The following is a 14,693-nucleotide window of genomic DNA, read 5'->3' as shown; positions in this document are numbered from 1 at the left end:
CCTCCCCAACCTCGACCCGGCTCAGTCCGCCGCCACCGTGCGCCCGCGCGCCCATTCGCGCAATGCCTCGACCTGCTCGGCCATCACCACCGACAGCGGCCGGGTCTGCTTGAGCTCGCCGCGCAGGACGAAGTCCGACAGCGGCGCACCGGCCGCATGCGCGGCATAGAGCGCGGCGACGATGGCCTGTTCGATCTCGGCGCCCGAGAAGCCCTCGCTGGCCGCGGCCAGCGCGGGCAGATCGAACTGCTGCGGCTCCAGCGCGCGCTTGCGCAGATGGGTCGCGAACAGTTCCTCGCGCACCTCTGCCACCGGCAGGTCGACGAAGAAGATCTCATCGAAGCGGCCCTTGCGCAGCAGTTCCGGCGGCAACGCCTCGATCTGGTTCGCGGTCGCGACCAGGAACAGCCTGGATTTGCGCTCGGCCATCCAGGTCAGCAGATAGCCGAGCACGCGCCGCGACACGCCGCCGTCGCCCTCGCCGCCGGAGGCCAGGCCCTTCTCGATTTCGTCGATCCACAGCACCGCCGGCGCCAACTGCTCGGCCGAGGCCAGCGCGGCGCGCAGGTTCTTTTCGGTCTCGCCGTGGAACTTGTCGTACAGGGTGCCGAAGTCCAGGCGCAGCAGAGGCACGCCGAAACCGGAAGCGACCGCCTTGGCCAGCATCGACTTGCCGCAGCCCTGCACGCCGAGCAGCAGCATCCCCTTGGGCGGATCCAGGCCCGGCGGCGGCTGCGCGCCGGTGAACACGCTGCGGCGCTGTTCGACCCAACGCTTGAGCCGGCGCGCACCGGCGACTTCGCTCATGCGCGCGCTGTCGTATTCGTAATGCAGATGACCGGAGCGGTTGAGCAACTCGAACTTGAGCTTGGCCAGTTCCGGCAGGTCGTCCGGACCGATCGCGCCGTCGCGGAAGATCAGATGGCGGGCGATGCGGCGCGCGTCGACCAGGTCCAGGCCGCGCAGGTTGCGCACGATCTGCTCGACCGCCTCGGCATCGCTCTCGACCCGGCGGCCGCCGTGCTCGCGCATGTAGTTGGCCGCTTCCTCGCGCACCAGCTTGAGCAGGGCGTTGGCGTCGGGCAGGCGCGGCGCGAAGCGCACCGCCAGCGAATCCAGGTCCGGCGGCAGCTCGACCTGATGCCCGACCAGCACCAGCACGTGCGGCTCGCAGTCGCGGCGCTGGGCGATCTCGCGCAGCTGGCGCTGGGTGCTGGCGTAGCCCAGGTAGGGATGGGCGTCGAACAGCAGATAGATGCCGCGCTGGTCGGCCTCGCGGATCGCCTGCAAGGTGGTCGAGATGTCCGGCGCGGTCTCGGCCTGGTCTTCGCGATCCAGATCGATCCGGCGCAGGCCCTCGGTGATCGACCAGCGATGCAGCGCGCGCCAGACGTTCATCAGCGCCTGGCGGAACAGCTCGACCACGCGCGCTTCGTCGCGGGTCTCGATCACGATCAGGGCGGTATTGGAGCGGATCAGCGCGGTCAGGTCTTGCAGGTCGCTCATCGGGGCAGGTCTTCCGTGGAACACCCATGATACGGGCGCTGCGGCTGGACTGCCGAAGCAGGAGCAAGAGCAAAAGCAAATCCCCCGCGCCCGCTGCGCGGTCGCCGCCCCCTTTTGTAAAGGGGGCAACGGCACCATCCACGCCGGCTCCAAGCCGACTCCACGCCGGCGACAGCAGGCGCCGACACAAGATGGGGTTCCCCCCTTTGGAAAAGGGGGGCCAGGGGGGATTTGCTTTTGCTTTTTGCTCTCCCCTCCGCTCGAACGCCCCCCTACCGCCCCTAACCCAAAAGCCGCCTTGAGCCCGCGCCCCGCAACCGCGACCATCGCCTGAGGCACTTCCGCGTATCGACGACTTACCCACCCATGGCCTTCGACGCCTTCGCCCTGATCCTGGCCATGCTGGCGCTGGGCTATTCGTTCCAGCGCCTGCGTGCGCTGCCGGACAACGCCGCCCAGACCCTGAACCTGGTCGTGCTCTACGTCTGCCTGCCGGCCGCGGTGCTGCGCTACGCGCCGCGCCTGCAACTGGAGCCGGCCCTGCTCGGCGTCGCCGCGGTGCCCTGGCTGCTGCTCGGCGCGACCGTGCTGCTGGTCGGACTGCTGGCGCGGCTGCTGAAACTGCGCCGCGACGAACACGCGGTGCTGCTGCTGACCGTGGCCCTGGGCAACACCAGCTTCCTCGGCTACCCGCTGACCCGCGCCCTGATAGGCGAACACGCCCTGCCCTATGCGGTGGTCTACGACCAGTTCGGCGCCTTCCTGATCCTGTCGACCTTCGGCCTGTGGGTGCTGGCCCGCTACGGCGGCGACGCCCGCCCCGGCCCGCGCGACATGCTGCGCCGGGTACTGCGCTTCCCGCCGCTGTGGGCGCTGCTGATCGGCTTCAGCGTCATGCCGGCCGAGCCGCCGGCCTGGATCGCCGGCGGCCTGCAGCGCCTGTCCGACGCCCTGCTGCCGCTGGCGATGCTGACGATCGGCCTGTCGGTGAAGCTGGCCCTGCCGCGCGAAGAACTCAAGCCGCTGGCCGCCGGCCTGGCGCTGAAACTGGCGCTGATGCCGGCCCTGGCCTGGCTGCTGCTGCCCTGGCTCGGCCTGCACGGCGAAGGGGCCCGCACCGTGGTGCTGGAATCGGCGATGCCGTCGATGGTCACCGCCGGCGCCCTGGCCATCGCCCACAACCTGGCCCCGCGCCTGGCCGCGGCGATGGTCGGCTACGGCCTGCTGCTGTCCCTGCTGACCCTGCCGCTGTGGGCGGGTATCGGAGCCAACGGATGAGGGATTCGCACCGTCGCGCGACCGGCTTGCGCCCACGCTTCGCGCAGTCACTGGCCTGGCTGGCCTTACTGTGCGCCTGCAGCGCGCCCCCCTCCGATCGAGCCGGCACGTCGGCGCCGACCGCCGCCGCTGCCGCTGCCGCTGCCCAGGCGGACCGCACCGCCGCCGCGTCCGCGGACCGAGCCAGCCATCGACGCGAAGGTCAGGCCGCTACGGTTTCGACCGCGCCTGCGGCAGCCAAGGCCATGGCCCGGCTGACCGACGACATCTCGGCCGCTCTGAAAGCGCATCTGCACAAACTGGCCGCGCGCGGCCAGGCCCGCGACCACCTCGATATCGCCCTGCTGCTGCCATTGATCGAGTCGGACCCACCGTTCGATCCGTCGCGGCGTCGCGACGCTCTGGTGCGCGCACGCGATCTGTCCGAACACCGGGCCCTGGTCGCCTGGCTCGAGGCGATCGATTGCCTGGGCGTCGACGGATGCGAACCGGGCCCCGCGATCGATCGCCTGCAGCAGATCGAGCCTGACAATGCCGCGGTCTGGCTACTGGCCCTGGACCGGGCCGCACCTGCGGCGGCCGGCTCGCAAACGGATACGGCAGTCCTGAACCGAGCCGCCCAGGCGAGCCGCTATGACGACCATCTGGCCGGGACCAGCCGCGAGACGCTGCGCGCCCTGCAGGCCGTGCCATGGCCACCGCTCGATCACCACGCCGAGACAGCGCTACGGCACATGCTGGAAATTCCCGACTCCACACCAGCGGCGCAACTCGGCCCGGCGCTTGTAGCCTCCTACGCCACCGCCGTGGGGATCCAGACTTTCGGCCGAACCTTCGAAAACTGCTCTCCCGGCGTCGTGCTGGCGCCGGGTTCGACCCGGCTTGCGCCCTGCCGTGCGGTCATGAGGCTGATCGCAGACGGCGACAGCCTGCTCGCGCAGGCGATGGGTACCACGCGGATGGTGTTGTTGACGCCGGACGGGCCGGATGCCGCCCTGTGGCGCGAGCGCCTGCGTCAATCGCATTGGCTGCGCACCAACGCGGCCGAGATCTCGTCGCCGACGCTGGCCTGGGCGATCCGCGAGCACGGCGAGGTTCCGGCGCTGCGCGCCGAATTGGAACGGCGCGGGCGGGGCGACGCTCCACCGGGCTGGCTGCCCGAGCACCCTAGGGGGCGCGCGTTGATCCTGACCGGCCGCATGCCTCCCATCCCGACTGATCGCCCACCTGCCGGCGACGGCCCGACACCGTAGTCCGCCCCCGTGATGACCCGCCCCCGCCCCCGGTGTACGCTGCGGGTTCCTTCCGGAGGGGAGCTCGCATGAAGACCGTGCTGGTGGCCAGTTCCAAGGGCGGGGTCGGCAAGACCACGATCGCGACCCATCTCGCCGCGCAGGCGGCCTTGGACGGGTTGCGCACGGCCTTGATCGACGCCGATCCGCAGGGCTCCTCGACCCGCTGGGCACAGCGCCGCTCGGTGCTGGAAAGCGCGGTCCTGCCGCTGGACGGCACGCGCAAGAAGGCCTGGCGCAAGCAGCTGCCCGAAGACGCCCAGCGCACGGTCATCGACGCGCCGGCCGGGGCGATGGCCGACGACCTGGACGGGTTTCTCGAAATCGCCGACGCGGTGCTGGTGCCGGTGCAGCCCTCGACCCTGGACATCGAGGCCACCGTGCCCTTCCTCGACACCCTGGCCCAGCACCCGCGGGTGCGCCGCGGCCAGCTCCGGGTCGGCCTGGTCGGCAACAAGCTCAAGCCCTGGACCAACGCCTCGCAGCAGGCGGTCGAGTTGCTGCGCGAGTGGCCGTATCCGGTGGTCGGGCAGATCCGCGACAGCCAGGCCTACGTGGTCATGACCGCGCTGGGCAAGAGCCTGTTCGACTACCACTCGCAGCAGATCCGCGACCATCAGGCCGACTGGCAACCGCTGCTGAAGTGGATCCGCAAGTAAGCCTTCCGCCCGCGCGCGCCGGCGCCGCCTTGCGCGGCGCGCGTTCACGCGCCTGCCGCCGTCGCGCCGCTACCCTTCGGCGGCGCCGACAGGCATGCTTCGACGACCTTCGCGCCCCCGCCGCGGTCCGATTCCTTTCCTCACCACACTGGCTCTCATGCGCGAATTGATCCTGCTGCGTCACGCCCACGCCGAGCCCGCCGCCCAAGGCCAGGCCGACCTCGACCGCCCGCTGTCCGCCGAGGGGCTGGCCGAAGCCGAAGCCGCCGGGCGCTGGCTGGCGCAGAACAAACTGGTGCCCGACTGCGTGCTGTGCTCGCCGTCGCGGCGCACCCGCGAGACCCTCGAAGCCGTGCTCGGCGCGGTCGGCTATGTCGAACAGCGCATCGAGCCGTCGATCTACGAGGCCACGCCGGGCACCCTGATCGGCCTGGCCGACACCCACCTGGAAGCCGAGCGGCTGATGCTGGTGGGCCACAACCCGGGCCTGGAACGGCTGGCGGCGCTGCTCTACAGCGGCCAGTCCGGCGACTATCGCGGCATGCCGCCGGCGGGCATCGCCGTGCTCACCGTGCCGGCCGGCACCGGCCTGGAACCGGGCATCGCCCAGCTCAGCCAGTTCTGGTGGCCGTGAACCCGGCGGCGCCGGCGCCGATGCGCTGGCGAGGCCGGGTCCGGCGGACCCTGGGCGGCATCGCGCTGGCGCTGTGCGCCGGCGCGGGCCTGGCGCAACCGTCCGCGGTGGCGCACAGCCAGGGCTTCGACCCGCTGCACACCCGTTTCGGTTTCGAACTGCGCACCCGCTGGGGGCAGAAGGTCAACGGCGAGTTCCCACGCTACGAAGGCGAGGTCGCGACCCTCGCCGACGGCCGCCACCAGGTCCGCATCCGCCTGGCCACCACCGCCGTGGTCGTCGGCGAATCCGAGCGCTACACCCGGCTGGCGCGCGGCGAGCGTTTCTTCGACGCCGCCCGCTACCCGACCATCGAGTTCGTGTCCGAACCGCACGCCGCCGACCTGGTCCGCACCGGCGGGCCGCTGCGCGGCCGGCTGACCCTGCACGGGGTCAGCCGCTGGGAAACCTTCGTCCTGCCCCCCGGCGCCTGCGCCCGCCCGGGCGAGGACTGCGACGCCTACGCCTACGGCAGCGTCAGCCGCTACGACTACCGCCTGGACGGCTGGCAGCTCGCGCTCGGCGACCGGGTCCGCTTCACCATGCAAGTACGGTTGAAGCCTGCAGGCCTCAGAATGGCCGACCCGAAACCCAGCGACAGCAAGACTCCGGCCGGCGACGGCACGGAACGCAAGGAGCCGTCCCGTTGAATCCCGTGCCGCGCGGCCTGACCGCCGCCCTGCTGGCCCTGAGCCTGAGCGCCTGCGCGACCCTGAGTCCGGCGCAGCGCGACCGCGCCAGCCAGATCGCCGCGCAGGCCCGCTCGCAGCAGGTCGACTGCCAGGCCGCCGACGCCTGCGCCCAGGTGTCGCCGCTGCGCGACCTGGGTCTGCGCGCGCGCGCCGCTTCGACCCCGGAGCAGCCGCGCCACTACGCCCTGATCCTGGACCGCGGCCCCGATGCGATGCTGGCGCGGCTGGACCTGATCCGCGGCGCCACCCGCAGCCTGGACCTGCAGACCTACATCTTCGACGAGGACGACGCCGGCAAGCTGGTGCTCGACGAACTGCTCGCCGCCGCGCGCCGCGGCGTGCGCGTGCGCCTGCTGCTGGACCAGCTGTCGGCGCTGCGCCACGTCGACACCCTGGCCGCGCTGTCCGGCGCGCACGTCAACTTCGAAGTCCGGCTGTACAACCCGGTGCTGCAGCGCGCCCGGATCAGCTATCCGCAGTACGTGCTGGCCGCGGCCTGCTGCTGGCGCCGGCTCAACCAGCGCATGCACACCAAGCTGCTGCTGGCCGACCGCCAGACCGGCATCGCCGGCGGCCGCAATTACCAGGACGACTATTACGACTGGGACGACGAGTACAACTTCCGCGACCGCGACGTGCTGGTCGCCGGCCCGGTCGCCGACCTGATGGGCGACGACTTCGAGCTGTTCTGGAACGACCGCCGCAGCGTCCCGGTCGAGCGGCTCGGCGACGTCGGCCGGCGCCTGCTCAAGCAGGGCGTGCCGACCCTGCCCAAGACCGAGTTCGAGCGCCCGCAGCGCGCCGCGCGGATGCGCGAGGACGCGGCCGACACCGAGCAGGTGCGCCAGCGGCTGGCCGCGCAGGCGCTGGAAGTCGGCGCGGTGCGCTACATCTCCGACACCCCGGACAAACACCGCGAGGACAGCGCCGCCGCCGCGCTGGCCTCCGACTCGCTGCGCAACCTGATCGCCAACTCGCGCGACGAGGTGATGCTGCAGACGCCCTATCTGGTGCTGTCGAAATCGGCCCAGCAATTGTTCCGCACCCTGCACGAACGCCCCGACGCGCCGCGGGTGATCGTCTCGACCAACAGCCTGGCCGCGACCGACGCCTTCATCGCCTACGCGCTGTCGTACAAGTACAAGCGCCGCTACCTGCGCGAGTTCGGCTTCGACATCTACGAGTACAAACCCTTCCCGGCCGACGCGCCGATCGACATCGCCGCCACCGGCGCGCAGCTGCCCGACCTGGACCTGCCCGGCCTGCCCGCATCGCAGGGGCCTGACCAGAGCGGGCCGCGCGATCGCAGCCGGCCCAACCGGGTGGCCCTGCAGGGCAGCGGATCGCGCGGCAGCCTGCCCGACCGCAGCAGCGTGCTGTACGGCCAGCGCTACCGCCAGCCGCTGGCGCGCGAGTACGCCGCGATCCGCTACGCGCGCCGGCGCAGCAACGAACCGGTGCCGCTCAAGCGCGCCGGCGTGCGCATCGGCATGCACGCCAAGTCGATGGTGATCGACGAACGCATCGGCGTGATCGGCACCCATAACTTCGATCCGCGCGGCGACCACTACAACACCGAGAGCGCGGTGGTGATCGACGATCCGGCCTTCGCCCGCGCCCTGGCCGACAGCATCCGCCGCGACATCGCGCCGGCCAATTCCTGGGTGATCGCGCGCCGCGACAAACCGCCGGTGTTCTCCGGGCTGGAGTACTCGCTGGCCAAGATCTCCGAACACCTGCCGATCTTCGACCTGTGGCCGGTGCGCTACGCGACCAGCTACGAGTTCGTGCCCGGCCCGAACTGCCCTCACCCGCTGTACCGCAACGATCCGGGCTTCCGCGCCTGCTACAAGCCGGTCGGCGATTTCCCCGAGGTCAACCTGGGCGTCAAGAGCCTGACCACGCGCATGTTCACCGCCTTCGGAGCGGGGTTGGCGCCGATTCTTTGAGTCGGGAATCGGGAATCGGGAATCGGGAATCGGGAATCGATTGTGGGTCGGCGTGGGGATCCGCGTTCGGCGCGCACAGGTCGGCGCGTTCTTTAAATAGCGCAGAGCAAAGGCAAATCCCCCCTACCCGTCCGGCCAGCAGGCATAGCCTGCTGGCGTTCGATCGTGCGCGAACCTGCGGTTCGCAAGCGCACGCTCTCACCCTTTTTCAAAGGGGGGGGAACAGCGTGGGTGGCGGGAGCGGAAGCCGGCACGCCGAGACGCCTAGGGATTCGGCCCGCCAGAACCCGCACAAAGTGAAATCGCTCCCTTTGAAAATCGCCCCCTTTGGAAAAGGGGGCTGCGCCCTGCGTCGCCCGAAGTCCTGCAGCGGCCGCATTGGCGCGGGGGATTTGCTCTTCCGCCGGTCGCGCCGCTGCGGCAGCCGCGCTTGAACTAGACGGCGTCCCGGCGCCGGCATCGGCAGCGGCGTAAGCCCGGCGAAAAGAACCCGGCCCCGGCCCGGTCACATTTTCCGCCCTGGCTAGGTCTTCAGTCATAGGCGCGGCGATGCAACCAAGCCGCTCCGGAAGACATCTCTATCTACGAACCCTGGCAGGTGCCCAGCACCCGCCGCCCAGTCCGGAACCCCTGTTCAGGATCTCGCCGAAAGGACCATGACTTACGGCACGGGTGGGAACTAGACCAGGTGTTGTACTTTACCAACACACCGAAGCACTACGACGCCACAACACGAGGAAAAGGAAACCGCCATGAACGCTCTGACCACCACCCGCACCGTCACCACCACCACCACCGCCCCGGCTGCCGCCAAGACCGTCGCTCCGGTCCGCCACCTGCACCGCCAGCGCGATTTCGGCGTCGGCTACGGCAACAGCAGCGGCTACGCCAGCAATCGCAGCTACGCCAGCAACTGGGTCCAGCCGCGCTTCCGCTTCGCCTGATCGCCGGTCGCCGACCATGGACCGGCCGATCGCAGCAAGTCTCCATCCACGCTCACCCCGACCCGGATCGGCGCGCCCCCGCAATCATTGCCCGGCGCGCCGAATCCGGGCTTCTTGAAGTTCCGCGCAACGCCCGCGCAGTAGCTGCCCCTGCCCGCTTTCCGCCGCATCGCGGCTGGCCCGGCCCCGTCCGCGCCGCTATCGTGGAGCGATGAACGCTCCCGCCTCCGCTTCCGCCGCGCGTCCCCTGTTCCGCGGCACCACCACCGTCGACGACCTCAACCGGCTCTCGCGCAACACCGCGATGGAACCGCTCGGCATCGTCTTCACCGAAATCGGCCCCGACTACGTGCGCGGCACCATGCCGGTCGACGCCCGCACCCATCAGCCCTATGGCCTGCTGCACGGCGGCGCCTCGGTCCTGCTCGCCGAAACCCTGGGCAGCAGCGCCGGCAACCTGTGCTGCCCCGAGGGCAAGGTCTGCGTCGGCATCGAGATCAACGCCAATCACCTGCGCGGCGTGCGCCAGGGCCAGGTCACCGGCACCGCGCGGCCGCTGCACGTCGGCGCCAGCACCCAGGTGTGGGAGATCCGCATCGAGGACGAGGCCGGCCGCCTGGCCTGCGTCTCGCGCCTGACCCTGGCCGTGGTACCCAAGGCCTGAGCCGGCGAGTAGGCTAGACCTCCGACGGCGCGCCCGCGCCGGCCGCGCCGCCGCAGGAGCCCCGTGCGCCGACCCACCATCAAAGACGTCGCCGAACTCGCCCAGGTCTCGCTGAAGACCGTGTCGCGGGTGATCAACGACGAATCAGGCGTCCGCGCGCGCACCCGCGCGCGGGTGCACGAAGCCATCGCCGAACTCGACTACCGGCCCGACCCGTCGGCGCGCAGCCTGCGCAGCGCCCAGCCGTACGCCTTGGGCGTGGTCTACGACAACCCGAACCCGTACTACATCATCAGCGTGCAGAACGGCGTGCTCGCCGCCTGCCGCGAAACCGGCTACGGCCTGCAGATCCATCCCTGCGACTCGTCCTCGCCGCTGCTGGCCGCCGACCTGATCGACCTGGTCCAGGGCGCGCGCCTGGCCGGCCTGGTGCTGGCGCCGCCGATGTCCGAACGCATGGAACTGGTCAGCGAACTGGTCGCGCACGGAATCAAGCTGGTGCGCATCGTCTCCGCCGCCGAAGACCCGAAGGACGGCTCGCCCTGCGTCTGGGTCGACGACCGCGACGCCGCCTACGACATCACCGAGCATCTGATCCAGCTCGGCCACCAGCGCATCGGTTTCCTGTGGGGCGGCAAGTCGCACCGCTCCAGTTGGGAACGCTACAAGGGCTATGCGCAGGCGCTGGCCGACTACGGCATCGGCGAGGACGAAAACCTGGTATTGCCGGGCGACTATTCCTTCGACGACGGCTTCCGCGGCGCGCGCCGGCTGTTCGCCCTGCCCGACCGGCCCACCGCGATCTTCGGCAGCAACGACGAGATCGCCGCCGGCGTGCTGGCCGCGGCCAAGTCCTCGGGGATGCACGTGCCCTACGACCTGTCGATCGCCGGCTTCGAGGACAGCCCGTTCTCCAAGCAGTCCTGGCCGACCCTGACCACCGCGCGCCAGGCCACCGAAGAGATCGCCCGGCATGCCGCGTACCGGCTGATCGCCGAGCTGCGGCGCGAGACCGACCAGCCGGTGGAAGCGCCGGCCAACGAAGGCTTCAGCCCGATCCTGGTGGTGCGCGGCTCGACCGCGCCGCCGCGACCGCCTGGGGGCGCCTGAGCCGCGGCGCTGTTCGACGCCGTAATCAGGCATCGAACGCAGCTCCCCGATCGACGCAACAGTCCCCTCTCCCGCTTGCGGGAGAGGGTTAGGGTGAGGGGAAACCCGATCTCGCAGCAGCACCGACTATGCAGTCGCGCTCGCCCTCACCCCAGCCCTCTCCCGCAAGCGGGAGAGGGAGACAAGCCCGCTTCGACGCCTCCACCTGACACGAGGGAGGCATGCTCGTTTCAACGCCGGCGCTTGGTACGGCTCACTTCAACGCCGCCGCTTCGCGCGCCAGCGCTTCGATCCTGGCCCAATCGCCGGCCTTTACCGCTGCCGCCGGCGCCACCCACGAGCCGCCCACGCAGGGCACGTTGTTCAACGCCAGGTACTCGCCGGCGTTGTGCGCGCCGATGCCGCCGGTGGCGCAGAACCGCAGCTCCGGCAGCGGCCCGCCGATGCCTTTCAGCGCGGTCGCGCCGCCGATCGATTCGGCCGGGAAGAACTTGAGCTGGGTATAGCCCTGCTCCAGCAAGGCCATCGCTTCCGAGGCGGTGGCCGCGCCCGGCAGCCACGCCAGGTCGATGTCGCGCGCGGCGGCGAGCAGCCCGGGCGAACTGCCCGGCGACACGGCGAAGGTGGCGCCGGCCTTGAGCGCGTCGGCGAAGTCCGAAGGACGGCGCACGCTGCCGACGCCGACCGCGGCGCCTTCGACTTCGGCCGCGATCGCCCGCACCGCGTCCAGCGCCACCGGCGTGCGCAAGGTGACTTCGATCGCCGGCAATCCGCCGGCGACCAGGGCGCGCGCCAGCGGCACCGCGTCCTTCAATTCATCGATCACCAGCACCGGCACCACCGGCGCCAACGCCAGCACTGCGCCGACGCGCTGTTGCAGATCCTGGATCGAACTCATGCCCGTAACTCCCGATAGCTGGAATGCTCGCTCAAAGACGCTCGCCCGAAGATGTTGGCTCAAAGATGCGCGCTTAAGGACGCGCGGCGACTTCGTCGATGTGCTTGAGCAGGTCGGCCGGATCTTCGTAGACCCGGAACGCGCCGGCGCGCTCGAGCTCTTCCTGGCCGTAGCCGCCCGACAGCAGCCCCACACCGAGCGCACGCGCGCGGCGCGCGGCGAGCAGGTCCCAGATGCTGTCGCCGACCACCACCGAATGCTCGATGTCGGCGCCGACCTGGTCGGCCGCGGCCAGGAACAGGTCCGGGTCGGGCTTGGCGTGCTTGACCATGTCGCGGGTGATGACCACCGAACGCTCCGGGTCGACGCCGAGCGCGACCAGGTTGTGGCGTGCGGTCTCCATCCGGCCGCTGGTGGCGATCGCCCAGGGAATGCCGTTGTCGCTCAGATACGCCAGCAGTTCGACCGCACCCGGCAGCGGCCGGATCTGGGTCGCCTGCGCGGCATAGGCCTGGGCGTGCAGGCGGTGCAGGCGCTCGACCCGTTCCGGGGTGATGTCGATTCCGGTCTCGCGCAGCAGGATGTTGGTGAACAAGCCGCCGCTCATGCCGATCTTGCGGTGGATGCGCCACACCGACAGCGGAATGCCGTCGGCGTCGAGCGCGTGCTTCCACGCCAGCACGTGCTGGTAAACGCTGTCGACGAGCGTGCCGTCGAGGTCGAACAGGAAGGTGGTGCGTACGGGGGCGGGCATGCAACGCTCCGAGTTACGGAATGGGTCGGCCAAGCATTTTCCTATCGTCATTCCCGCGAAAGCGGGAATCCAGAGACTTCAGAGCCTTGTCGCGATGAAGTCCTGGACCCTCGCCTGCGCAGGGGAATGACGATCGAGCCGGGATGCGCGATGGGAGGCGCACCCGGCTTCGCAGTCAAAGCGGCAGGGGCGGAAACACCCCGGCACCCTGGTCGGCCGGTGCGGCGTAACCGCGGAAGGCGGCGAACAGCTCGCGGCCGAAACCGACGTGGTGCGCCGACAGGTCGGCCGTGGCGTGCTCGCGCGTCGCCCAGTCGGCCGGCTCGGTCACGCTCAGCGTGCCGGCGACCGCATCCACCCGCAGTAAGTCGCCGTCGCGCAGCTTGGCCAAGGGACCGCCGGCGCTGGCTTCGGGGGTGACGTGGATCGCCGCCGGCACCTGTCCCGACGCGCCGGACATGCGCCCGTCGGTGACCAGGGCGACGCGGTGGCCGCGCTTCTGCAGCACGGTCAGGGTCGGGGTGAGCTGGTGCAGCTCGGGCATGCCGTTGGCGCGCGGGCCCTGGAAGCGCACCACCACGACCACGTCGCGGTCGAGTTCGCCGCGCTCGAAGGCCTGCTTGACCTCGTGCTGTTCGGCGAACACCCGGCACGGCGCTTCGACCGTCCAGCGGTCTTCCGGCACCGCCGAGACCTTGATCGCGGCGGTGCCGAGGTTGCCGGTGAGCACGCGCAGGCCGCCGTCGGCGCGGAACGGCTCGGCGACCGGACGCAGCACCGCGGTGTCGGCGCTGACCGGCGCCGAGGGCACGTAGGCCACCGTGCCGTCGTCGGCCAGGCGCGCCTCGACCCGATAGCGCGCCAGGCCAGGGCCGGCGACGGTTTCGACGTCGCCGTGCAGCAGGCCGTGGTCGAGCAGTTCGCCGATCAGGAACGCCAGGCCGCCGGCAGCGTGGAAATGGTTCACGTCGGCGCTGCCGTTCGGATACACCCGCGCCAGCAGCGGAATCGCCGAGGACAGCGCGTCGAAATCCTCCAGGCGCAGCTCGATGCCGGCCGCCGCGGCCATCGCGATCAGGTGCAGCAGGTGGTTGGTCGAACCGCCGGTGGCGTGCAGGCCGATCACGCCGTTGACGATCGCGCGTTCGTCGACGATCCGGCCGATCGGACGGTAGTCGTCGCCGAGCGCGGTGATCTGCGCCGCGCGCTGCGCCGCCTGCGCGGTCAGCGCATCGCGCAACGGCGTGTTGGGATGGACGAAGCTGGAGCCCGGCAGGTGCAGGCCCATCATCTCCATCAGCATCTGGTTGGAATTGGCGGTGCCGTAGAAGGTGCAGGTGCCGGGGCCGTGATAGCTGCGCGCCTCGGCCTCGAGCAGTTCCTCGCGGCTGGCCTCGCCGGTGGCGTAGCGCTGGCGCACGCGCGATTTCTCGTCGTTGGGCAGGCCCGAGGTCATCGGCCCGGCCGGCACGAAAATGCCCGGCAGGTGGCCGTACTGCAGCGCGCCGATCAGCAGGCCCGGCACGATCTTGTCGCACACGCCCAGGTACAGCGCCGCGTCGAACATGTCGTGCGACAACGCGATCGCAGTCGACATCGCGATCACGTCGCGCGAGAACAGCGACAGCTCCATGCCTTCGCGGCCCTGGGTGACGCCGTCGCACATCGCCGGCACGCCGCCGGCGACCTGGGCGGTAGCGCCGCAATCGCGCGCCGCGCTCTTGATCAGCTCGGGAAAGCGCTCCAGCGGCTGATGCGCGGAGAGCATGTCGTTGTAGGAATTGACGATGCCCAGGTTGGGCGCGACGCCGCTGCGCAGCGCGTGCTTGTCGCCGACCGTGCAGGCGGCGAAACCGTGGGCCAGATTGCCGCAGGACAGACGCCGCCGATGCGGACCGCTGCCGCTGGCCGCCTCGATCCGGGCCAGGTAGGCGGTACGGCGCGCGCGGCTGCGTTCGACGATGCGTTGCGTGACTTGCGCGACTACGGGGTGCAGTTGGGTATTCACGGGTACTCGGTCAGTGCCAGGCGCTTGCGGAACTTGCGGAAGAAGCCGGACGACCCTCTCTCCGCCAGCAGAGGCCGACCGGTTCCCCCCTTCGAAAAAGGGGGGTTAGGGGGGATTTGCTCTTCCTACACCTTCCGCAGAAGCAGAGGCAAAAGCAAATCCCCCCACGCCCGCGAGGCGGGCGCTGCCCCCTTCGTCCGAAGGGGGCGACAGCAAAAGCCGTAACTTGGGAGGGGAGGGAGTCAGGGCTTGGCTGTCTTGGGCGC

General features: G+C 70.5%; 13 protein-coding genes. 9 read left to right on the top strand and 4 right to left on the bottom strand.

What is annotated here, in order from left to right; all coding sequences use genetic code 11:
- Positions 1-21 precede the first annotated feature (21 nt).
- Entirely contained in the window at positions 22-1,506 is a 1,485-nt protein-coding gene (locus K4L06_RS07670) for an AAA family ATPase (protein WP_221670834.1), read from the bottom strand.
- Between the two features lie 366 nt (positions 1,507-1,872).
- Between K4L06_RS07670 and K4L06_RS07665 the strand changes: the two genes are divergently transcribed.
- From K4L06_RS07665 to K4L06_RS07625, 9 genes are all read left to right on the top strand, one after another.
- Positions 1,873-2,784 (top strand): AEC family transporter, encoded by a 912-nt coding sequence (locus K4L06_RS07665; RefSeq protein WP_221670833.1) that lies wholly within the window; start codon positions 1,873-1,875, stop codon positions 2,782-2,784.
- Positions 2,781-4,037 (top strand): hypothetical protein, encoded by a 1,257-nt coding sequence (locus K4L06_RS07660; protein WP_221670832.1) that lies wholly within the window; start codon positions 2,781-2,783, stop codon positions 4,035-4,037. The genes K4L06_RS07665 and K4L06_RS07660 overlap by 4 nt, the downstream gene beginning before the upstream one ends.
- A gap of 68 nt (positions 4,038-4,105) precedes the next feature.
- Positions 4,106-4,735, top strand: a complete 630-nt coding sequence (locus tag K4L06_RS07655) for a ParA family protein (protein WP_221670831.1) — start codon at positions 4,106-4,108, stop codon at positions 4,733-4,735.
- Positions 4,736-4,892: 157 nt separating this feature from the next.
- Positions 4,893-5,369 (top strand): histidine phosphatase family protein, encoded by a 477-nt coding sequence (locus K4L06_RS07650; protein WP_221670830.1) that lies wholly within the window; start codon positions 4,893-4,895, stop codon positions 5,367-5,369.
- Complete coding sequence (locus K4L06_RS07645) at positions 5,360-6,058, top strand: YceI family protein (RefSeq protein ID WP_343225741.1); 699 nt, start codon at positions 5,360-5,362, stop codon at positions 6,056-6,058. Before K4L06_RS07650 ends, K4L06_RS07645 begins: the two co-directional genes overlap by 10 nt.
- Entirely contained in the window at positions 6,055-8,049 is a 1,995-nt protein-coding gene (locus tag K4L06_RS07640; protein ID WP_221670829.1) for a phospholipase D family protein, read from the top strand. Before K4L06_RS07645 ends, K4L06_RS07640 begins: the two co-directional genes overlap by 4 nt.
- A 752-nt stretch (positions 8,050-8,801) precedes the next feature.
- Positions 8,802-8,993 (top strand): hypothetical protein, encoded by a 192-nt coding sequence (locus K4L06_RS07635; protein ID WP_221670828.1) that lies wholly within the window; start codon positions 8,802-8,804, stop codon positions 8,991-8,993.
- A 211-nt stretch (positions 8,994-9,204) separates the two neighbouring features.
- A complete protein-coding gene (locus K4L06_RS07630; protein ID WP_221670827.1) occupies positions 9,205-9,657 on the top strand; it encodes a hotdog fold thioesterase in 453 nt (150 codons plus the stop codon).
- A gap of 63 nt (positions 9,658-9,720) precedes the next feature.
- Positions 9,721-10,767, top strand: a complete 1,047-nt coding sequence (locus K4L06_RS07625) for a LacI family DNA-binding transcriptional regulator (protein ID WP_221670826.1) — start codon at positions 9,721-9,723, stop codon at positions 10,765-10,767.
- Between the two features lie 253 nt (positions 10,768-11,020).
- Here K4L06_RS07625 and eda read toward each other — a convergent pair whose 3' ends face one another.
- From eda to edd, 3 genes are all read right to left on the bottom strand, one after another.
- Positions 11,021-11,665 (bottom strand): bifunctional 4-hydroxy-2-oxoglutarate aldolase/2-dehydro-3-deoxy-phosphogluconate aldolase, encoded by a 645-nt coding sequence (eda, locus tag K4L06_RS07620; protein WP_221670825.1) that lies wholly within the window; start codon positions 11,663-11,665, stop codon positions 11,021-11,023.
- A gap of 73 nt (positions 11,666-11,738) precedes the next feature.
- Positions 11,739-12,419 carry an HAD family hydrolase gene (locus K4L06_RS07615; protein ID WP_064745944.1) on the bottom strand — a complete coding sequence of 227 codons (681 nt, stop codon included), beginning with the start codon at positions 12,417-12,419 and terminating at the stop codon, positions 11,739-11,741.
- Positions 12,420-12,594: 175 nt separating this feature from the next.
- Positions 12,595-14,427, bottom strand: a complete 1,833-nt coding sequence (edd, locus tag K4L06_RS07610; RefSeq protein ID WP_221670824.1) for a phosphogluconate dehydratase — start codon at positions 14,425-14,427, stop codon at positions 12,595-12,597.
- Positions 14,428-14,693: the final 266 nt, after the last annotated feature.

Source organism: Lysobacter sp. BMK333-48F3, from assembly GCF_019733395.1.
Classification (GTDB): Bacteria; Pseudomonadota; Gammaproteobacteria; order Xanthomonadales; family Xanthomonadaceae; genus Lysobacter.
This window is presented reverse-complemented; position numbering and strand designations above follow the sequence as displayed.